The 18,750-nt window shown below is 39.6% G+C and carries 22 protein-coding genes and 4 pseudogenes; 2 read left to right on the top strand and 24 right to left on the bottom strand.

All coding sequences use genetic code 11. The annotated features are described in order from the left end of the window. Window positions 1-12: 12 nt before the first annotated feature. Window positions 13-1,452 (top strand): MocR-like pyridoxine biosynthesis transcription factor PdxR, encoded by a 1,440-nt coding sequence (gene pdxR / locus MHI11_RS05595; RefSeq protein ID WP_044140710.1) that lies wholly within the window; start codon window positions 13-15, stop codon window positions 1,450-1,452. A gap of 35 nt (window positions 1,453-1,487) precedes the next feature. Here pdxR and MHI11_RS05590 read toward each other — a convergent pair whose 3' ends face one another. From MHI11_RS05590 to MHI11_RS05580, 3 genes and pseudogenes are all read right to left on the bottom strand, one after another. After that, window positions 1,488-1,970: a hypothetical protein gene (locus tag MHI11_RS05590; protein ID WP_340909782.1), complete on the bottom strand. Its 483-nt coding sequence runs from the start codon at window positions 1,968-1,970 to the stop codon at window positions 1,488-1,490. 315 nt (window positions 1,971-2,285) lie between these two features. Further along, entirely contained in the window at window positions 2,286-3,392 is a 1,107-nt protein-coding gene (locus tag MHI11_RS05585) for a D-TA family PLP-dependent enzyme (protein ID WP_265208939.1), read from the bottom strand. A 149-nt stretch (window positions 3,393-3,541) separates the two neighbouring features. Continuing rightward, window positions 3,542-3,898, bottom strand: a pseudogene (locus MHI11_RS05580) (competence protein ComK); the annotation flags it as partial. Window positions 3,899-4,203: 305 nt separating this feature from the next. On the opposite strand from MHI11_RS05580, the pseudogene MHI11_RS05575 reads away from it, so the two are divergent. Then, window positions 4,204-4,393 (top strand): annotated as a pseudogene (locus tag MHI11_RS05575) (hypothetical protein). Between the two features lie 176 nt (window positions 4,394-4,569). Here the strand turns inward: MHI11_RS05575 and MHI11_RS05570 are convergent. From MHI11_RS05570 to MHI11_RS05475, 21 genes and pseudogenes are all read right to left on the bottom strand, one after another. Beyond that, on the bottom strand, window positions 4,570-5,046 hold the full coding sequence (locus tag MHI11_RS05570) for a hypothetical protein (RefSeq protein WP_340960623.1): 477 nt from the start codon (window positions 5,044-5,046) through the stop codon (window positions 4,570-4,572). A gap of 151 nt (window positions 5,047-5,197) precedes the next feature. Further along, window positions 5,198-5,506: an STAS-like domain-containing protein gene (locus MHI11_RS05565; protein ID WP_340960621.1), complete on the bottom strand. Its 309-nt coding sequence runs from the start codon at window positions 5,504-5,506 to the stop codon at window positions 5,198-5,200. Next, a complete protein-coding gene (locus tag MHI11_RS05560; RefSeq protein WP_268467801.1) occupies window positions 5,491-6,387 on the bottom strand; it encodes an ATP-binding protein in 897 nt (298 codons plus the stop codon). Before MHI11_RS05560 ends, MHI11_RS05565 begins: the two co-directional genes overlap by 16 nt. A gap of 170 nt (window positions 6,388-6,557) precedes the next feature. After that, window positions 6,558-6,662 (bottom strand): annotated as a pseudogene (locus MHI11_RS05555) (peptidoglycan-binding domain-containing protein); the annotation flags it as partial. A 564-nt stretch (window positions 6,663-7,226) separates the two neighbouring features. Next, complete coding sequence (locus MHI11_RS20900; RefSeq protein WP_445661864.1) at window positions 7,227-7,637, bottom strand: peptidoglycan-binding domain-containing protein; 411 nt, start codon at window positions 7,635-7,637, stop codon at window positions 7,227-7,229. Continuing rightward, a pseudogene (locus MHI11_RS20895) lies at window positions 7,635-7,931 on the bottom strand (M15 family metallopeptidase); the annotation flags it as partial. The gene MHI11_RS20900 and the pseudogene MHI11_RS20895, both read right to left, overlap by 3 nt. 172 nt (window positions 7,932-8,103) lie before the next feature. After that, window positions 8,104-8,367: a phage holin gene (locus MHI11_RS05545; RefSeq protein ID WP_340960618.1), complete on the bottom strand. Its 264-nt coding sequence runs from the start codon at window positions 8,365-8,367 to the stop codon at window positions 8,104-8,106. Between the two features lie 20 nt (window positions 8,368-8,387). Further along, the gene (locus MHI11_RS05540; protein WP_268467525.1) at window positions 8,388-8,666 is read right to left on the bottom strand and encodes a hemolysin XhlA family protein; all 279 of its coding nucleotides are present in this window, start codon (window positions 8,664-8,666) and stop codon (window positions 8,388-8,390) included. Window positions 8,667-8,730: 64 nt separating this feature from the next. Further along, a complete protein-coding gene (locus MHI11_RS05535) occupies window positions 8,731-8,877 on the bottom strand; it encodes an XkdX family protein (protein WP_340960616.1) in 147 nt (48 codons plus the stop codon). Further along, window positions 8,878-9,225: a hypothetical protein gene (locus MHI11_RS05530; protein ID WP_340960615.1), complete on the bottom strand. Its 348-nt coding sequence runs from the start codon at window positions 9,223-9,225 to the stop codon at window positions 8,878-8,880. 4 nt (window positions 9,226-9,229) lie between these two features. Then, window positions 9,230-10,252 (bottom strand): hypothetical protein, encoded by a 1,023-nt coding sequence (locus tag MHI11_RS05525; RefSeq protein ID WP_340960614.1) that lies wholly within the window; start codon window positions 10,250-10,252, stop codon window positions 9,230-9,232. 14 nt (window positions 10,253-10,266) lie between these two features. Beyond that, a complete protein-coding gene (locus MHI11_RS05520) occupies window positions 10,267-10,896 on the bottom strand; it encodes a hypothetical protein (RefSeq protein ID WP_340960612.1) in 630 nt (209 codons plus the stop codon). Next, window positions 10,893-12,071, bottom strand: coding sequence for a baseplate J/gp47 family protein (locus MHI11_RS05515; protein ID WP_340960611.1), 1,179 nt, complete (start codon window positions 12,069-12,071; stop codon window positions 10,893-10,895). The genes MHI11_RS05520 and MHI11_RS05515 overlap by 4 nt, the downstream gene beginning before the upstream one ends. Beyond that, on the bottom strand, window positions 12,058-12,420 hold the full coding sequence (locus tag MHI11_RS05510; protein WP_340960610.1) for a DUF2634 domain-containing protein: 363 nt from the start codon (window positions 12,418-12,420) through the stop codon (window positions 12,058-12,060). The genes MHI11_RS05515 and MHI11_RS05510 overlap by 14 nt, the downstream gene beginning before the upstream one ends. After that, the gene (locus MHI11_RS05505; protein WP_340960609.1) at window positions 12,417-12,761 is read right to left on the bottom strand and encodes a Gp138 family membrane-puncturing spike protein; all 345 of its coding nucleotides are present in this window, start codon (window positions 12,759-12,761) and stop codon (window positions 12,417-12,419) included. The genes MHI11_RS05510 and MHI11_RS05505 overlap by 4 nt, the downstream gene beginning before the upstream one ends. After that, on the bottom strand, window positions 12,761-13,756 hold the full coding sequence (locus MHI11_RS05500) for a phage protein (protein ID WP_340960608.1): 996 nt from the start codon (window positions 13,754-13,756) through the stop codon (window positions 12,761-12,763). The genes MHI11_RS05505 and MHI11_RS05500 overlap by 1 nt, the downstream gene beginning before the upstream one ends. Continuing rightward, the gene (locus MHI11_RS05495) at window positions 13,743-14,093 is read right to left on the bottom strand and encodes a phage baseplate plug family protein (protein ID WP_076839218.1); all 351 of its coding nucleotides are present in this window, start codon (window positions 14,091-14,093) and stop codon (window positions 13,743-13,745) included. Before MHI11_RS05495 ends, MHI11_RS05500 begins: the two co-directional genes overlap by 14 nt. A gap of 10 nt (window positions 14,094-14,103) precedes the next feature. Further along, the gene (locus MHI11_RS05490) at window positions 14,104-14,649 is read right to left on the bottom strand and encodes a LysM peptidoglycan-binding domain-containing protein (protein WP_008348697.1); all 546 of its coding nucleotides are present in this window, start codon (window positions 14,647-14,649) and stop codon (window positions 14,104-14,106) included. Then, on the bottom strand, window positions 14,649-18,269 hold the full coding sequence (locus MHI11_RS05485; protein WP_340960607.1) for a tape measure protein: 3,621 nt from the start codon (window positions 18,267-18,269) through the stop codon (window positions 14,649-14,651). Before MHI11_RS05485 ends, MHI11_RS05490 begins: the two co-directional genes overlap by 1 nt. After that, on the bottom strand, window positions 18,270-18,395 hold the full coding sequence (locus tag MHI11_RS05480) for a hypothetical protein (protein WP_260856995.1): 126 nt from the start codon (window positions 18,393-18,395) through the stop codon (window positions 18,270-18,272). Window positions 18,396-18,417: 22 nt separating this feature from the next. Further along, window positions 18,418-18,720, bottom strand: coding sequence for a hypothetical protein (locus MHI11_RS05475; protein ID WP_340960606.1), 303 nt, complete (start codon window positions 18,718-18,720; stop codon window positions 18,418-18,420). Window positions 18,721-18,750: the final 30 nt, after the last annotated feature.

Below are 18,750 nucleotides of genomic sequence, written 5' to 3'. Positions count from 1 at the left end.
AGAAGGTGCCCGATGTATATTTATTTAGACCGCTCAAGTACTACCCCGCTCTGGCAGCAAATCGCAACTGGGATCATTCAACAAATTCATTCCAAAAAACTGAATCCTGATGATCAGTTAACACCGACACGCGTATTAGCACAGGAGCTCAATGTATCAAGATCAACTATACAGCTTGCTTATGATGAACTGCTGGCAAGAGGATATGTCAGCACATCTAGAAGAGGCGGTACGAAGGTTATTTCGAGTGACCACTATGTAGCCTCCGCTCCCCATCAAGGTGAGCCTCCTTTTCCTCTTCCAATAAGACCACACTTTCAAGAAGCGGAGAAACAAATGAACCACTGGCTGTCGGCCAATCAATTTCATGAAAAGCTTGATATTGATTTTCGTCATCAGGAACCAGCCATCGATGAACATTTCCAAAACATATGGAAACGCTCGCTCATGAAAGCTTTACAGCGATTAGAGATGAAAGATTGGGGCTATTCCTCCCCGCATGGTTTATGGGAAGTACGTTCAGAAATACGCCAATACTTATCTGTAGAACGAGGTATCGATGTAGAAGAGGATCAAATCGTGTTAACAGGAGGCACGCAGCAAGCCATTGATTTGATTTCACAGGTATTGCTTAAAAAAGGCGATACAGTAGCTGTTGAAGATCCAGGCTTTCCTGGAGCAAGGCTTTCCTTTATGCATCGTGAAATGAACATTTATCCCGCGCCCGTCGATGAAGAAGGAATGATGGTGAATACATTGCCACGGCGAACAAAGCTGATTGCGGTGACGCCCTCCCATCAGCGTCCAACCGGTGTATGTATGAGCGTCAACAGAAGGCAGCAACTGCTGAAATTTGCCGTCAGCCATCAGTCTTATATACTAGAGGATGATTTTGATGGAGATTATCGTTATCATGGCGGACCGCTTCCTTCATTATTTTCAGAAGCACCCGACCATGTGATTTATATCTTAAGCTTCTCCAAAGTACTGGCACCCGGCATCCGCCTTGCTGCCATTATCGGCTCCAAAGCGATCATAAAAGAAATCGCTTCCTTGCAATCACTCATTCAAAGACAGCTGCCCATTATGGAACAGATCACACTCGCCTCTTTTTTCAGAGAAGGAGAATTTACGCGATATGTCAGGCGAATGAGACAGCTATATAAAAAAAGACAGGCTGCCATGATGGATGCCCTTTTAACACAACAATTTGCCAAGCACTTTCATATTTATGGAACAGATACCGGTCTTCATGTCTTTTTGGAAGGAGCGCCAGACTTTGACGAAAAAGGCAGTATTGAGGCAGCAAAAGCAGCAGGTATTGGCATTTATCCATTAAGTCCTTATTGTTTTGAGAGCAATCGAAAGGGATTACTGCTAGGCTTTGCTTGTACGGACGAAAACATGATTCAAGATGGTGTGCACCGCTTAAAGCAAATACTTTATATGTAAAAAAAGCCTGGAAGTCCGCCGCCTTCCAAGTTTTTTTATGTTGATTGCTGAATGCGGCCTACTTCTTCAATAAATGCAGCTGCCCTCTGCAATCCATCTTGGAGATGATGAGTAGCGGAAATAAACAGCTTTTCTTGATCTGGGCGCTTTAATAGCTGCTCCACCTGACCAATTCCTTTTTCAAATGAATGAAGACCTGTCTTTAATTGTTCATCTGCCTTTTGATAAGCGGCTGGAACTTCTTGATGAGCAAGCCCCTTTTGAATCACACGATCAAAGGCTTTCGTCGCCTTTTTCAATTTTTTATTTGCTTGGATCTTTCCCTGTCCATCTGAAATAAATTGGTCGGTCATGTTTTCATAAGCTTCATTTAACTCATCCATATAACGCTGAACCCATTGTTCATACGCAGCTGCTTTTGTGTCTTGTTTTGAAGGCGATTGACCTGCTTGCTGACAGGCTGCTAGTAATGTCACTGTCAAGGTGAATAACAGCAGCAATTGCGATTGTTTTTTCATACAGAGCCTCCATTTCTTATTCCCATTCGTTCATATCGGTCAAAATAGGAGGATCCTTTACCACATACGAACACTTTGCAAGAAATGATTTCTTTTATTGTAACAGACGGCTCGTGTCACTTCTGTGATTTATGAATAATTGCTTGAAAATACGTCTAAGGATCCACATTTCTCTGTCATTTGGTGGACAGTCTACCGATACACACTCAATAGACGACTGGATATATGGATTTGGTTTCAACAAATTCATGTGCATGGTGGATGTTGTCGTGTCATCATAATGATGCCCCAACGAAGTCGCCTTGTCCTGTTGATTTATTGAAGTTTACCTTTACAAGCAATGTCAAGCTCTTCGACTACTTCACCATCTTGGATGAGATAGGCTTTTTCATGGAGATTGACAGCGGGACAAATATGATTTGGAATGATTTGCACCTTCTCACCGATCTGGACAGTCTGACGGAAGCCTTCGTGATAAATGATGGCATGCTCATCAAATACACTGGAAACAAATACATCATCAAAGTCTTTTACCTTACCTAGTCCCTTTGTTTTCGTCAGCCCTTTTGTACGGGTTTGAGCCGTGAGCCCTTTGGCTCCAACATCTGTTATAACACGAGTCTTTGTTGGCTTACTAATCACCGTCGTCAGGACAGCTGCTGCGCAATGTGAAAAAGTGCCGATCACATTGGACTGAGAGGCATCCATGAAGATGTAAGTACCTGGTCTGATTTCGGTCACTCCCTTTGGAATATCAAATTGAAATAAGAACGGCGGTGTTGATCCTATGCTCACTACCTCTAGCAGCATGCCTGATTCTTTTGCAATCTGTGCAAACCGAAGCGTTCGATTTACAGCGTCTTCATATAATGTTTGACAATGCGCTTTACTTTCCGCCTTGTATGTATGACCATCATGAGAAAAAATCCCCTTTAAATGAACGAAGTCACATGTTTTTATCGCCTGCAAGATTTGACGGAAATCATTCTCTTCAATGACACCAGACCTCTCTTCTCCAACCTCTATCTCAATTAAAACCTCCGCTTTTTTCTCTGCTCCACGAAAGACATCTTCAATTTGAAACACATGCTCTACACAATCTATTCCAAATGAAATGTGTATCGACTCTGCCAGCTTTCGAATTCGCTTCAGCTTTGTCTCACCTACAATTTGATTGGCGATAAAGATATCTGTTAGCCCATGCGCTGCCATCACTTCCGCTTCCCCTACTTTCGCTACAGTTAAGCCAGATGCGCCCATCTCCTCCTGCACCTTTGCAAGACTAGGTGTTTTATGTGTTTTCGTATGAGGACGCAGTTTGACTTGCTGACGGTCCGCATATTGCTGCATAGCAGCTAGATTCTCCATCATCACCTGTTTATCAATTAATAGCGCCGGTGTATCTAGTTCATCATAAGTCATCATCATATCCCCTTTCACTGCTGCACATTACATAAAAATCTATACATTTCAATTAAATTATATAATTTTTTATATAATTATCAATGTTTTTGATATGCTAAACCCTCGCTTCATAAGGAGTCCAGCGGCTGTGCTGCCGCTGGTTTTAGTTAATATCTGTTCCGAAGCTCCCTTAATATAAAATCGTATACAAGGTTGAGCTGTTGTTCCTTTGGATACAGCATAAATTCTTGTTTTTTAGGAAGACCACCATCAAGGCGATCTTGAAATTTCGTTCGGAGATACGCTGTTCTGTGCACCTGACTCTAAAATGACTTATATGAGACATCGAGTTTGACGGTTTGCTCATTTGTAAAGATGACCACCGTGTCTCCGAGGGATGATTCCTGGAAGGTATGAATGTATTTGTGGGAGATCCAGCCGCACTGAGGACGGTTGGATGAATAGGTTGGGAAGAAATACAGATGATTGGATGAGTCAATCACAATGGGAGGCTTGTGAGAAATACCATTGGGATGTTTTTAGGTGTTTCTAGTTATTTTTAACCTTTCATCAAATAGCCTATCAACACTCGAAAGCGATCGTATGTTCTCGTTCGTTTTTGAGTGTTTTTTGGTTTAGGCATCAAAATGGCATCAAAAAAGCCATCCATGAGGACGGCCGGGTGTGAGTAATATTAAGAAGAAGTTAATCATTGAAATATACGAATTTTTTTAAATCCCGTTTCCGCGGGTAAACCGTATATTCTAATTATATATCACTTTTAGACACCGAACAAACATTCTATTAAAATGTTTTTGGTGGTGATGATATGACTGATCTCGAAAGAAAAATTTATCGAATCATTTATAATATGCGCCGTTTTCGCAAGAACCCCACAATGGAGGACCTTAAAAGAAAAACAGGTAAAGGTGGTGACTATTCGCAGAGCAGTTAAAAACTTAGTTTCTCGTAAGGAATTTACTTGGGATAAAGAGAAGAAGGAATGGCGGTTTAAGTAATATAAAAAAGCCCCCCCATAAGGACGGCCAACAAGTTTCATTATTTGTTAATGTTTTTCTTTATATCTTCTATCTCGTTTCTGAGGGATTTATTTTCTCGTTTGATCTTAGAAACCTCTACGACTGTCAGTAACAAAGTTGCCAATATGAGTAAAATCAAAATATATTCGAACATATTAAATATCCATGTAGTAGTCATCAAAGCCGAATGTTGCTGCAATTCCGATAACTGGAACTAAAGCGGCTCTGAATTTCCATCTGTGTTGTTTATAAAATTTCTTACTCAGCTGTTTACGTTTGTACAGCTGCTTTGCTATATAACGACCGGCACCATATCCGGTACCAACAACGGCAGCCATGCCTGTAATTATACCCATCGCTACAAGAAATGGATTATGTACTGTGGCTTTATCTTCCCTGTCCAAAAGGCTATCAAGCGTAAAAATATCATTGTCAGTAAGGCCAAGGTCTAAAGCGTCTTGATATAATTCAGGATCGTTTTTAGTAAATGATTCTGATGTCATATTTTGTGCATATTGTTTCTGATTAGTTGAGTTTCTCTCTTTTGCATCTGCAAACTCTCCAAGCGTACAGGAGATACCCAGCGCAGCTACAATGGACAAAGATGTTCTTTTTGTCCATTTTTTATTCAAATAAACCCTCCCCTTCTTAATCACATTAAGCATAACTATAATATGCATTAATTTCCATAGTTAAAAATAACTGAATACCTAAAGGTTGGATTAGTAATAAAGTATGCAATTTACGACAAATAAAAAAGCCCCTCCAATCAGGAAGGGATTTTTAGCAATTAACCAAACTTTTTCTTTTTTTTACTTCAAATTTAAAACGATCATTTATAAGCTTGTTTATTTGAGAGTTAGTATCAGAAAACACAAGATGGTTTTTAATAAAGTCAAAACTGAATTCTTCCAAAAGGTCGATCAAAGCAGTATTGACAAAGGATGATGTAACTCCATCCACATCCTCAAACGACAAAGTAATTTTCTCGTCGTTTCTAAAAGCAGACTTGATCATAGTCTGTATAAGTTGACCATCATTATTGGAGTAACAACGTTCTACATGATCTAAAACTTTTAATAAAGACCCCATTCGAACTCCTCCTTTTCGATATTATCTTTATGAAATTGTTCTGTGTCCAGAATTACTTCGATGAAGGTTCCTGGATAAATACTATTACTCATATGAGAGTATACCCCAATTTCTCCAAATTCATTCTTCCTACATGTTAATACACCATAAAATGAACGAATTTGAACCTCTCCATTATAGTTTAAAACTACGTTATGAATCAAGGTGTGTAACCCTGCACCCCGATTACTGGGTTGGGATTCCGAAGAAATTCCTTCTTGAATTGCCAATTCAAGAGTTTGACTATCATTTAATAATGGATGAATTCTTCGAATTGTATTGGGGATACCTACTCCAAAATCAGATATACTGATTTTGATTTTTTTTATGTTCGGAAAATGTTGAGCAAAAATACAACCAATATTTTCATTAGCATGATCCTTGATATTATTAAATATTTCACCGAAACACATTTTTATGTCATTAAAAGAAAACAGAGGCAAATTTGTTCTGCCTGATAGCCAAGGGACAAAGTTTGTATCTAGCCATTGATGACTAATTTCATATGTAACATCCTGTAGTTGCAAGGTTGTCGGCCTAACAAAAGATCCCGGGTACAACAACCGATTTGTTAAAGAAAAAAAGAACATAGCATCATCTAAAAATTTCGTTCCATTTGTGCTTTGTGGAGGATAACTGATAGTTATCGCTACATTCCTAACCTGTAGCCACTTTACTAAATTTCTTAATATAGTAACACCAGCTGGTTCGATAAATTCTAGTTGAGAAAAATTCAACTTGATTTCCTGAGATCGCGGCATTAGATCTGAGTTGATAATTTGAGTTATTACGTATTCCATTGTTTCCCTAGTGAAATATTTCGGCATTCGGACTTCTAACAATATTGACACATCCTATATTTCTGATGAATTGATTATACTAAAAAATATACAAATTGTGTATATTTTTTTATTTTATGGTTTTCTAATAACACAAAAAAGCCCTAGTCAATATTTTGACCAGGACTAAAATACATTTTAATTATAGGTGGCAACTGTAAGGCCTTGTTTTTTCAATTCAAGGCTTTTTCTAAAGTTAGTTTTGTTTTTGGACCATAAATGCCTTCTGCAACTAGACCATGCATGAGTTGGAATTGTTTGACCGCATTTGCTGTCTTAAGTCAATAATAGCCGTCAATGACAGTTTTTTTAAAAAGACACTTATAACTTGAATAAAATATCGAAGCACTACAGACAATATTAAAAAAATTGGAGAACCTTTATGATTTTCAACTTTTTTTTCGGTTTTTTTATACCCTGGATGATTTTTCTGTTCCACATTAGAAAAAGCAAATTTTTAATTACTTCATCAACAGTTGTTTTGCTTTCCGGCTTGATTGCCTTTTTATTTAATGATATTGGTTACAGTCTGAATCTGTGGTGTGTAAATCCAGTAAAGTATGCTGTCCTCCCTATGATTCCCTACAATTTCGGTTTTTTTACGGTATTAGGCATTTATTTAATTCAAACTATAATTACTTTTCGTAGACCTTATTTATTAATTGGTATTGCTTCACTTGTGGCAACTCTAGCAGAAACAGTTTTATACATTCTTAATCGCATCCATTATGATAATTATTGGAACTTATTTTTCACCTTTTTAAGTTATGTTCTAGCTAACTTTATCCTTTATTGGTTGTCAAAAGCTCTTAAAGTAATTCCTAACAAATAGACAAATATTTTTATAACAAAGCTTTCAATTTCTCTTTCGTTTTTGGTCCATAAATGCCGTCAGCAACAAGACCGTGCATGAGCTGGAATCGCTTGACCGCATTCGCGGTTTTCGGACCATAATAGCCGTCAATCCCGTTGTTTTTTGCGCCCTTATCAGGATAGAAGAAAAGAGCGGCTAGGGCTTCTTGTACGGCTTTTACAGCTGATCCCTTAGTAAGAGGCTTTGTAACTTTTAAAATGCCAGAAGGTAGGTTGTATGTCTTTTTAGATGTACTTGTTTTCGGCTTGCTTGTACTTTTGGATGGTGATGATTTAACCGGCGTTGTCTTGATTGGTTTTGCAGAAACTTTATTTGATAAAAATGACACCAAGACAGGACGCTTACCCGCTTGAAGCTGTGATAAAGTCAAACCGCCCATCATTTCAAGGTGTGGGTAGTCCTTAAAACTCTTCCAGTCTCCCCCCCATGAAAACCCTAGTGATTTCCCTATCTGGGCTACCCGACGCCATTTTTCGTTGACTGTCCAAAGCGCTTTTTTCCCATCCGCACTTAATAGAACGTAATCGATCGCTAAACCATAGTTGTGATTTGATTGACCACCTTTAGCGTTGGTGACAATCTTCCCAGGAGCGGTACGACCTTGAGCGTAAAGCTTGTTTTGTTCTGCAAACGAACGGTAACCAGAAGTAATCTGTACATAGATACCTTCTTTGTATGCTTGCTTGATCATTTCAATTGCGCTTTCTTTTACAACACTGTTAATGCCAGCACCCATATTCCTAATCGAACGATCTATAAGAGTTTGTAATCCGATTTTTTCAGCCATGTTCATTCTCCTCTGAATTCATTTTTTATAACAAAAAAAGCCGCCTAATGGCAGCTGTTTATTTTGAAAGTCCTTTTTGTTTCAGAATTTCTTTTTGTTTTTTTCCTTTTTCGGTAACATAGTTATTTTTAAACCATGCGATAATTGTTGTTACAAGCAAAAATGCCGTTGATCCAGCCAAATATAATGAATCAGCAAGGGTTGTTACCTGATCATCTGTAATTGGTAATACCGGCTTTCCAAACATCACAAGCGTTTGATTAATAAAAGCAATTAAAAGAAGCACTGTACGGATCACAGTGCCTTTGTCGAAGTTTTTCATATTAAATTCCTCTTTTCTTTTTATTTTTGAATCATTGTATAAACAAGAGCGATCCCGCCGCCAATTACACCCGTGCAAACAGCGGTTATAATCGCACCAGTAATAGTACGCTTAATCCATGTAGTGTTCTCTTCAATTTTGTTAAGTTGATTGTTCAAGCTAATGATTTGCTGATCGTGCTTGTCTTGCCCTCTTTCGAGTACAGAAACACGCTGCTCCAAAGCTTTTTGACTGGTTTTTAATTCTGACATATCTTTTTGTATGATGTTCACATCGTTAACCTCCGTCATTCCTGACATCAGTAAGCCCCCCTAGTCCTATTTCAAGTTCCTCACCTCCTTAAAGAAGGTAAAATAAAAACGCCTATTCAGCGTTTGTTTGGTATTCCTCTTTTGTTATTTCTTTGTATTGTTCCGGCGTGATCTTCTCAAAGCGAACAAACTTTGCTACGTCCTCATTTACATAACACTCCCATTGATAAAATAATGAAATACTACGGAACCAATTCAATTAAATGACCCCCTTTTCAGTCAGTAGCATGACAAGTTCTGCTGTTGTTTTTGATTGTTCTTCTGCTCTCTTTTCTGACTCTGCCAGTTGCTGGAGCAGATCAGCATTTTGCTGTTTTAATAGCTCAATATCTGATGGTGGACCTGGATCAGGCTGCAAACTATCAATATACTCTTTGGTGGCTGACTCGCTCCATGTCTTGCTTGCGGGATTGTATTCCGCTGAATACAACCCGTCTTGGGGTTGGACGTCCGTAAATCCCTCTGGAATCTCAGCATCATCGGGTATTTCTTTATCCCCACCACGTATATACTTCAAATTCTCATCATAAGCGTATATTGGTTTCATAAAATCACTCCTTTGCTTTAAACACGCAATTCACGACAATGAACTCTACATTACTTGTGGTGTCTTGAATGCAAAAACGGCCATCCGTCGCAATATACTGCCGACTAACCTGTGGTCCTTTAAATCCACCGGTACTAGAAGCAATACCGACATTATAGAGAGGGAAAGGCGGCTCACATCCTTCTGGCAACATAAAGGCATGTACATCCCCAAGTGTTCCACCTGCGATGGCTCCTGTTATATGAACAATCCCCATCGCATCTTTTGCAACGCGAACCCGATAGTCATTATTGACCTCGGATTTATATGTTTTCCATCCGTTTTCAATCGTTGGGAACTTCCAATTGAGTTTTGTATCAGCATCCGTTAGGATACGTTTCCATCCTTTAAATGACCCATCTGTATGAATTGTTCCAAACCAATGTGTATTATCAGCACTACGTATAACGTGAAAGTTCTTCCGTATCCCAGTAGTAAATACATCAACATTAAACCAAGACGTATCATTTGTAGTTGGTAGATTAGTGAAATATTGACCAGCTCCATAATAGTAACCGGGTGGTAATTCAAATAAGTTAGTACCGCCGATTGTGTTCGGCACTGCCTGTCTAAACCCTGAATCTGTAGTCAATTTATAAAGTTGACTATTATTCCATAACTCTTGTTTTTCTTCTGTAACGTGAATTTTTTTATCACTAACATGACTATCAAAATCAGCCTTTGAAGCTTGCTTAATGTTATCGACATTCCCTAACCCGACCTGTGATTTCGTGACAGCATGGGGGTTATTTTTCGCGTTAGAATGTGTTTCTATATCATTCGATAAAACCTTTAACGCAGCTGTTACTTCGCTTGTTGTTGCTGCTTCATTTTGCAACTCCTGCACCGCTTCAGATGTTCCATTCATAAACCAATTGAACCAATCAGCAGGAGGATGGTCCAATGGTTTAAAACCCTCAGTAATTTTACTTTGCGGCGGCTTTTGCCCCGCATTTTCCCACTGTGGTATTTCTTTTGTAAAAGCCATGCTTTCCCTCCTTATTAGATTGGTAGTGGATAATCATCTTCCGGCTCAAAGATGCCGCCTAATGTGCCACCATCAGTACCATCAGATGAAAAACCGAATTGACTTGTCTCAATTTCATCAGGAATAGATGAAAAACTAAATGTTCCATTAAGATTGATATAGGCAACTCGGACACCAGCTGCTACAGTTTTTTGCACAATAGATGAAAATTGCGTGGCGGACATTCCAACTTTATTAAGTGCTTCAAGCGGTGCCTTTTTCACAATGATTGCAGCTGGTTCATCTTCATTATCTTCTTTCACAGTGTAAATATTTATCTCTTCATAAGCACAATTCAAAGTCTTCGCAAGAGCTTCTATAATGCGGTTTGTTGTTCCATCTGAAATGTTCCGTGCTACTTTACCACGAATCAGCACCCGATATATTTCGTCTGTGGCTCTACCTCTATTTTGAGCAACGTTATCACCTATTAAATCAAGGCCGCGCCCTTTTGCGTTATCTATATCACGCCATTTTTCAGCAGTGGTTAGTGTCTTCCTTGCTGCGGTCAGTTGTTCATCTACAATTAAAAAAAGCTTTCCGATGTTGCTCTTCTCATCTTTCTGAAAAGCATCGGTCAGCTTATTTATTAAGTCCTTAATCATACATGTACCACCTCGATTTCCGAGAAGAGAACTTGCGCCACTTGTTTAGGCTCAATCTCTATGTTCGATTGTCCGAGAGTATCACGAGTCTTCCCAATCTTAATCAAAACATCATCAACACCAGCCACTTGATACACTGCATTATATAGTTGAGATAGAATAACATCGTCACCCATTTGAGATCCGGTGAATGAAGACCCCGATTTGTCCACGCCACCAATTTTATATACAACATTATTCTTGATCAGATCATCCCCATCAATGGGGAAAGATGCATTTGTCTTTAATTCAAGACGGACATAGATTTTCACCTCTTGAGCGAAATCAAAATTGACTGTATGATTAATGCCGCTTAAATCAGTAATGATAACAGATTGATTACCTACTGTTTCTATGCCTGCCGCTACACTATTAAAAAGTGAATCAGCTACATCTTCTTTTATACCTCCAAGCACATAAGCATGAATACTTTTAGGTGGGTTCCCGTCAGCATCTACTTCCATTGTGTTATTCATCACCACATTAGCTGAACGGACCCCAGATGTTTTTATCAGTGCCGCAATGATCCCGCTGTGCGTGGATGCTGAACTCCCTTCCACGGACCTCTTAATTCTTGCGCGATATTCTGAATCTATTTCAATATCGGAACCACCGGCGGCCGCTTCGGGATTGGTCACAGACGTGATATTTTCCGTTGGTTCAGCTTGTACAGTGATTGTATCAGCTGCAACATTGTTCATTGCGCCTTTATCGACTGATATGACATCGACTAACGCTTTTCCATTAGTATCAATTGTTGCTTCTTCAAGCACTTCAAAATATATGTCTGATTCCGTTGCAAACTGGGTTTCTTCTTCAATGATGTGACCCGGCTCACCTTCAATTTCAAGCGTTGCATATGATTCACTTGCCGGCTCTCTTGAAATGCCATTGTTATTTCCGAGTCTATCAAGCTGTACTCCCTCAGATTTGCTAACAAAGCCGCTGTTGTATACTCTTTCAGCAATGTCCCAAACGCCTGCCAGAAACCATGCAATGATTCTAAAGATGATTCCAAGAGGTGTGCGGCTTGATGTATTTACATCCTCCCCGAACTGTTCCTTTGCCTTATCTTCCATTTCGTCTACAATGTCTGAATATGTTTTTCGCTGGAAGCCGTTCTCATTCAACAACATCAACACCTCCTAACTCCAATTCTTGGCCGTCTTCTTCTTTAATCAATTTCAGTTTGATACAACTGGAGCGCACTTTTCGATCAAACTGAAATTCTATATCTTCTACTGTGGCAATACGTTCTTCTTGTGAAAGAGCTTCGATAATATCATATTGTGCTTCTTCTTCATCAAGATTTTTACCTAGAAGATTTTCACGCTCTACTCCTAAAAACTCATCTAGCTCAAATTCTCCAAGTCTTGTTTTCAGTATCATTTCAACGGCTTGAGCAAGCTCTTCGTCTCCGTCGATCATTTCTAGTTCGCCATCTTTGAAAATAAGATCACCATTAACCATTTTTAAAGTCTTCATCCGTCATACACCCCAATCACTACTGCATCCGTTATATCGTGTGTGCGGGTACTATCAGGATCAAAAGGTTTATTTGTCAAATTATCCAAAGCCCTATCTGCAAAAGACAGGAATACCATCGCTCCAACCTTAATATCTGACTCGACATGCTTTAACACAAGGGCGTCTTGTATCAATGGTTGCTCGTATAAAGTATCGTCGTCAGCGGTCATAAAGAGCGGTTTTACATCTGCCGTATGACTGACAGCATCGTAAGAAACGACCCTGCCCGGAGCGCAAACATGAATAGAGTGCTTGATACCTTTTATAAGATTATCGAAAAAATTCGTATCTGCTGCCATTAGATCACATCCGCTTCTGTGTAAAAATCGTTCCCATCAAACACATGTTTACCCTTTTTAACACGATACTTCCCGTTGGCTGTTTTACTCTTAATGATAATGATTGAAGCAGTGGTTATGCGGTGCTGCAATAAGCATTTCACCGAATACCCTTTAAGCTTTTCATCCTCAAACGCTTCAGGAGAATCAAGCAAACCTGTTGATTCTTTTAACTCAAACCGCTCGTCATCCCCTTCTGTAATGGATCTGATAACAAGACGGCCACGCCTGTAATACAGAGAGGCACCACAATCACGCACAACTTCTTCTAGCTTTTTTTCTATTGATCCAGTTACGGTGTAACCCTTTTTGTATACCTTATTTCTAGGAAGAGACAGCTTCGCAAGTTTTATATCAAGAATGCGGATCAAACGCTTTATAATCGTGCGGGCTGTTGTTCCTTTTTTAAAGGTAATTTTCATGGATTGTTTTCTGTATTTCGCCTCACGAACTGTTTTGTATTTAATCGTTCGTGTGCTTTTGCGTACAGAAGTCTTACCCGATTTCAACTTGTACACTTTTTTTGTCTCAACCTTCAATGGTTTCTTCAGTTTATACCGCTTGTTGACGTAATATTTCACAGGAGCATCAGCGGTATTTTGATCAACCTTAATATGAGAGTAATCGTCTCCCTCTTTCATGAAAATTGAAGTGATTTTATCGACCCCTGTACGCTTCGTCAGTACCTTAGTAACCTTTCCGATGGCTAATACCCCAAAGTCGCTTTTATACCCCGCCTGAACGGTCATAGTAGCGCCTTTTTTAATTTTGTTGATAGTGCTACTACTTAGATTGAAAATCTCAACTTTTGTTTCATTTGGCTTTGCGTCATCATCGAACGGAACTTCAAACCTCACTTCTAAATCTTTATAATCGAAGGTTCCTTTATAAGACCCACTATCAATCGTCACCTTAACAATACGACCAAATAACAATTTGTTATTATTCGTCGCCATCTTCTTCACCCTCTTCCGCTACATCGTCAATATACAGAAACGTGGTTTTCATAAAGTTTACCGATGAAATACGCGTTTCTGTATTTGATTCATCCATCGGGATAATTGAAGGAGCTGGCAAGCGATCATCTATAATGTCATCCCATAACGGCACATTTAATATCATTTTCTCTCCTAAGACAATTGGATCCATGTCCATGTCATACAGGTCGATAGAATAGCTGTCATCCGTTTCGTTATAGTTGATTTGAAAAACAAATGTGCTGTCAGCTAGATCAATTTCAAACTGCTGCGGAATGTCTTCTATATCAATTGGAATATAGTCTCTCGTTGCCATTTTGCTCCCCCTACTTCACCCGTAATTTGACCCCTATAGGAATGCGGCGGTCAGGGTACTTATTCCATTTTCTGAGCTGTGATAGGCTCGTACCGTACCACATTCTCATATGGCTGTATGTTTCGCCTTTCTTCACTTTGTGATAGACGGCGCTTTTCTTCTTTGTATTTGATTTCTTCTTTTTCCCTGCTGCTTTCACTTTCTTTTTTACAAAAGGGCTTTTTGCAATACGGATTTCTTGTAACTCAACCGAGATAGCAAAACCATTTTTGTACTCCCCAATATCACGGGATAGATTGGTAATGACAACGTTTTTCGCTACTTTTCTACCTGTGTAATTCAATAATTTACCAGCATACATCTGCTTTTTTAAATAGGCAAAGTCTTTGTTTGGATTTTTGCCAAGCAAAAAGCCCGAAATTGAAGTAATTTCAGGCTTTCTTTGCACATGATCAGTTATAGGAATGCCTTTTTCAACAGGGTATGATGTTACTTCTACTTCGGGATTGTCCGACTCTTTTTCGTTAACGATCTTGATTTTCCCTAGCTTTGCCATCAATATTCCCCCTCTGGCGCATACATTGGATTCAGTTTTTCCCACGTTTCTTTAAGAGCTTCTTGTACCGCTTGTTTAATGCTCTCGCTGCTTGTTGAAGTACCGCCAGAAACTTGGACATAAACTGTTGGTGAAAAACTATTGCTGTTTGAAGAATTAGAATATGTTGTCGAACTAGATGAAGGTGTATAAGCAGCGTCACTTAACATGTTATTTGTTCTACGGTTATTATAGATTGTTGATCCACCCGACAAATGCATAAGCTCTGGACCCTGCTCTCCAACCATTGCCCATTGATCACCAATGATACGGCCGCCTTTTGCATATCCCTTATATGGACCACCCCGCGCCATTGATTTTAAGCCCGGATGGTTATAGATGCCGCCATAACGTCTATTAAGATAGTTAATCGCCGCTATGATTTGATGAACTGGGTTTTTAATATTGCCGTAACCCGGTTCTTTGTGAGCGGCAAATGTTGAGGGGATAAACTGCATAAGCCCTTGTGACGGGTGTCCTGCTTTCCAGTTGCTATCCCACCTGTTGACTACATTGGGATTTCCACCCGACTCTTTCATAGCTACGGTTTGCAAGGCTCCGGCATAACTAGGACTAATTCCTTTAATTGAAATGGCTTGAGCAACCCATTTTTTAACGGCAGCAGATCCACCGCCACCAAACATGCCGCCGAAGCTCTCAATCTTTTTCTTTCCCCAGCTCATTGCGCCATCTTTTACTTTAGTGAATAAACCCTTTGCTATATCACCAAAACCTCCAGCTAATGAAGGTACTTTTCCGCCAAACATTTCAAAAGCTTTATTCATGAGCTTTGTAGGATTAGAAATGTAATCCCAAACATCAAAGGCTTTCCCAGCAATATTTTTTACTCCCTCTTTTGTTTTGCCCCATGTATTTGATATAAAGTTACCTCCTGTACCTTTTGCATATGCTGGAACTTGGGATAGTACAGACTCCGTTTGCTTATGTGATAATACTTGTGTTCCCTTTGGTAGATTCATCAGCGTATCTGTTCCTGGAGATAATCCAACATGACCAGAAGGTGTTTTATATAATTCAGGGCCGCCACCATCACCTAAAATTGCAGGACCACCCGGATGCCCGTTTGTTCCATTCGCATATTTTGGCGGCGTCCATTTTGGGATTTGTACATCTTTCATACCAATCTGTCTCAGTACCCAATTGATACCGCCAGTAACGCCGTTTACCGCTGAAGCTAATGCTCCCGCTAATGAATTCCCTAAACTTTTAACACCTGAAACTGCAAACTTCTTCATATTTTTAAAGGCATCGCCAATCTTTTTTGGTAGATCTCTAGCCATTTGAACCATCTGTTCAAAACGATTTTTAACTGTTGTCCAAATTCCTTTAGCGAAATTTCCTACAGTTGTCTTAATATAGTTCCAACCCTTAAAAATAAATTTCCCCATATTAATAACAGCATTTGATGCATGTGTCGCGCCGTTAACAAAGAAATTTTTCACACTTGTCCACATTCCTGATACGAGTGCTCTTACACCGTTAGCCAATCCCATGATCCCTTTTACAATTCGACCAATAAATAAAAGCTGTAGTCCGTTCCAAATAAAAGATATTGCTCCGAAAAACAGTTGTTTTACACCATCCCACATCTTGCTGAAATCACCTGTAAATAATCCTGTGAAGATTTTAACAACACCCATGATGATATTCAGAGCGCCAGTGATAACACCCTTGATATTTCCCCACACCGTTTTTACGATATAGCCAATCACAGGCATTAAAAACACAAACACTTTTTGTAAGACACCAAAGACATTTTGTAGTGCTTTAACTATCTGTGCACCATTTTCTTTCCAAAATACTGAGACCTGTTTCCCTATTGATGCCAAGAATTTAAATACACCGCCTAACGCCTGTCCTATGTACGGTGCAATAAATTTTACTGCCGATAAAAGACCGTTAAATATGGTGCTGAATACCGGTGCAGCATTTCGAGCACTATCAATCATAGTTTTGAAAAAACTATGTACATAGGGTGCCACGTTATTAACGACCGATTTTATACTGTCGAATACACCTCGTACTCGATCAACAACGTCGATAATCCTGTCTACAACATCTGATTTCTCCATTGGAAAGAGCTTACCTAATATACCTATACCTTCTAAACGGTCAGCGGTTCCTTTCCCTTGAAACACACCAAACATACCAGTAATCGCTTGCTTTGCTACGCCTGCCCCTTTTGTTACTTTGGTGAAAACATTTCCTATAGTGTTAAAAGTAGGTTTCATTACTTTTCCAATGCCAAAAATAACATCAGGCAATTTACTAAATTGAGTAGAAAACCATCCCATTGCGGCTTGAATATGAGGCTTTGCAGGCTCCATAATTTTCGCCATAGTCGAGCTGATTGACGATTTCATAGAATCGACAGAACCAACCCACGTGCTTTTCATTCGTTCCATCAAGCCAGCCATGGCTGCCGTTTCACCTGCTGTACCCTTTGTTCCTTTTTGCATCCCTTTTACTAAGATATCTATTGATTCCTGTGCATCAATAGTTCCCTTAGATATATACTTGGCAAAGACATCAGCAGACACGCCTGCTTCATTCGCCAATATTTTTAATGCAGGGACACCTGCTGATTCTAGGCGACGTACTGGTTCTAAGGACAAGGTACTACTAATTTGCATGTCTCCAAACGCGCTGGAAATTTGCCGTAAACCTTCTGCTCCCTTACCTGTTCCAGCAGCAGCGTCACCAATAGCTTTTAATGTTGGTACTACCTTCTTTGATTCCATTCCGAAAGCAATAAGATTTCTGGAAGTCTCAGCAAGGTCAGGGAAAGCAAATGGCGTAGTTCTAGCAAACGCTAATACATCTTCTAAGAAGTTACCAGCTTTTTTGGCGCTCCCCATCATAACTTCTAGGGATACATTAGCATTTTCAATAGCAGACAAACGCCCCATACCTGTTGCGGCTAAAGCTCCACCTGATAACAGCCCTAACGCTCCTGCATAACCTTGTACAGCCGTTTTAGCTTCTCTGAATGGTGCTGTTATACCCGATCTAACACTATTTGCAACGCTTCGTGACATTGAACTAACCGATGATGGGATTCGCCCAAAAACTCCCCCTAACCTCGATGCACTTTGTGTCATCTGTTGAAACTGTCCACCCACTTGGCCGCCCATACGGTTAACTTGCTGGGTAAGTGCTCCTGCATTGCTTGTGCTGTCTTCTAATCTAGTACGCATTGCAGAAAGTTGACTGTTTGCTACTCGGATTGTTCTAGCACTTGTATCAGTGGATCTTGTGAAACGCATTATACTACGGCTTGCTGTGTTAATATTGGTGTTTGTTGAGGTGACACTTTGACTCGCTGTTCTCATACCACGGGTTAAGTTTACAACCTGCCCGTTAGCAAGCCTTAGTTGTCTAGTTGCTCCAGCTGCAATCTGACTAGTATTATTAAGACCATTACTCATTGCTTGAATTGGTCGATTTGCTCCTTGAATACTACTAAGCATACTATTTACTTGAGTATTCATTTGTTGCAATGGTTTCGAGTTAGCAATGAGTTTTAGTTCAATCGCAGTGGTCCGCAAAGGTTGAGACATCTATTTACCTCCTTTCTGATTTGCTTTGTTCTTCGCATCAATATAGAGATCAAGGGCGGCATTAGCTTCGGCGATCTCGTCAGGAGTCATGTATCTTGCAACATCAAAACTGATCACTCGCTCCATCACTAACCGCCACATGTCCCATTCATTCTTTGCTTTGTTCTTGTAGTGGTTCTTGTTCTTCGTCTTCCTCTGCAAGAAAGGTATCTACCTCATTCATCACTTCACGCAGTGTAGACAAACCTTTTTCTTCAAAATAGTCCCAATTTACTTTAGGTTCATGAATTACATTCTTCATGTACTCTTCATAAAGTGAATCTAGATTGATCGCTCCATCGGCTTTAGTCACTGTTGTTTGCATCTGTACTACTTTTCTCACTCCTGGGTGAACAAGTTTATACTTTACGCCCTTTACTGTTACTTCTTTCATTTCTCCAAATTTAGCCATTGGTTTTCTCTCCTTTAGTGGTTTGTTCAT

The sequence above is a fragment of the Bacillus sp. FSL K6-3312 genome (assembly GCF_038007485.1).
In the GTDB taxonomy this organism is placed as follows: Bacteria; Bacillota; Bacilli; order Bacillales; family Bacillaceae; genus Bacillus; species Bacillus pumilus.
The sequence above is the reverse complement of the archived record's forward strand: the minus strand, read 5'-3'. Positions and strand labels throughout refer to the sequence as shown.

Excerpts from the sequence above, each read along its gene's own strand:
- MHI11_RS05515 (WP_340960611.1), bottom strand. The coding sequence starts at position 12,071 with ATGTTGTTGAATGAGAACGGCTTCCAGCGAAAAACATATTCAGACATT.
- MHI11_RS05540 (WP_268467525.1), bottom strand. The coding sequence starts at position 8,666 with ATGTCAGGAATGACGGAGGTTAACGATGTGAACATCATACAAAAAGAT.
- MHI11_RS05495 (WP_076839218.1), bottom strand. The coding sequence starts at position 14,093 with ATGGCAACGAGAGACTATATTCCAATTGATATAGAAGACATTCCGCAG.
- MHI11_RS05505 (WP_340960609.1), bottom strand. The coding sequence starts at position 12,761 with ATGGCAGCAGATACGAATTTTTTCGATAATCTTATAAAAGGTATCAAG.
- pdxR (WP_044140710.1), top strand. The coding sequence starts at position 13 with ATGTATATTTATTTAGACCGCTCAAGTACTACCCCGCTCTGGCAGCAA.
- MHI11_RS05500 (WP_340960608.1), bottom strand. The coding sequence starts at position 13,756 with ATGGCGACGAATAATAACAAATTGTTATTTGGTCGTATTGTTAAGGTG.
- MHI11_RS05490 (WP_008348697.1), bottom strand. The coding sequence starts at position 14,649 with ATGGCAAAGCTAGGGAAAATCAAGATCGTTAACGAAAAAGAGTCGGAC.
- MHI11_RS05520 (WP_340960612.1), bottom strand. The coding sequence starts at position 10,896 with ATGATTAAGGACTTAATAAATAAGCTGACCGATGCTTTTCAGAAAGAT.
- MHI11_RS05525 (WP_340960614.1), bottom strand. The coding sequence starts at position 10,252 with ATGGCTTTTACAAAAGAAATACCACAGTGGGAAAATGCGGGGCAAAAG.
- MHI11_RS05480 (WP_260856995.1), bottom strand. The coding sequence starts at position 18,395 with ATGGAGCGAGTGATCAGTTTTGATGTTGCAAGATACATGACTCCTGAC.
- MHI11_RS05510 (WP_340960610.1), bottom strand. The coding sequence starts at position 12,420 with ATGAAGACTTTAAAAATGGTTAATGGTGATCTTATTTTCAAAGATGGC.
- MHI11_RS05530 (WP_340960615.1), bottom strand. The coding sequence starts at position 9,225 with ATGAAACCAATATACGCTTATGATGAGAATTTGAAGTATATACGTGGT.
- MHI11_RS05590 (WP_340909782.1), bottom strand. The coding sequence starts at position 1,970 with ATGAAAAAACAATCGCAATTGCTGCTGTTATTCACCTTGACAGTGACA.
- MHI11_RS05545 (WP_340960618.1), bottom strand. The coding sequence starts at position 8,367 with ATGAAAAACTTCGACAAAGGCACTGTGATCCGTACAGTGCTTCTTTTA.
- MHI11_RS05485 (WP_340960607.1), bottom strand. The coding sequence starts at position 18,269 with ATGTCTCAACCTTTGCGGACCACTGCGATTGAACTAAAACTCATTGCT.
- MHI11_RS05585 (WP_265208939.1), bottom strand. The coding sequence starts at position 3,392 with ATGACTTATGATGAACTAGATACACCGGCGCTATTAATTGATAAACAG.
- MHI11_RS05475 (WP_340960606.1), bottom strand. The coding sequence starts at position 18,720 with ATGGCTAAATTTGGAGAAATGAAAGAAGTAACAGTAAAGGGCGTAAAG.
- MHI11_RS20900 (WP_445661864.1), bottom strand. The coding sequence starts at position 7,637 with ATGGGCGGTTTGACTTTATCACAGCTTCAAGCGGGTAAGCGTCCTGTC.
- MHI11_RS05565 (WP_340960621.1), bottom strand. The coding sequence starts at position 5,506 with ATGGGGTCTTTATTAAAAGTTTTAGATCATGTAGAACGTTGTTACTCC.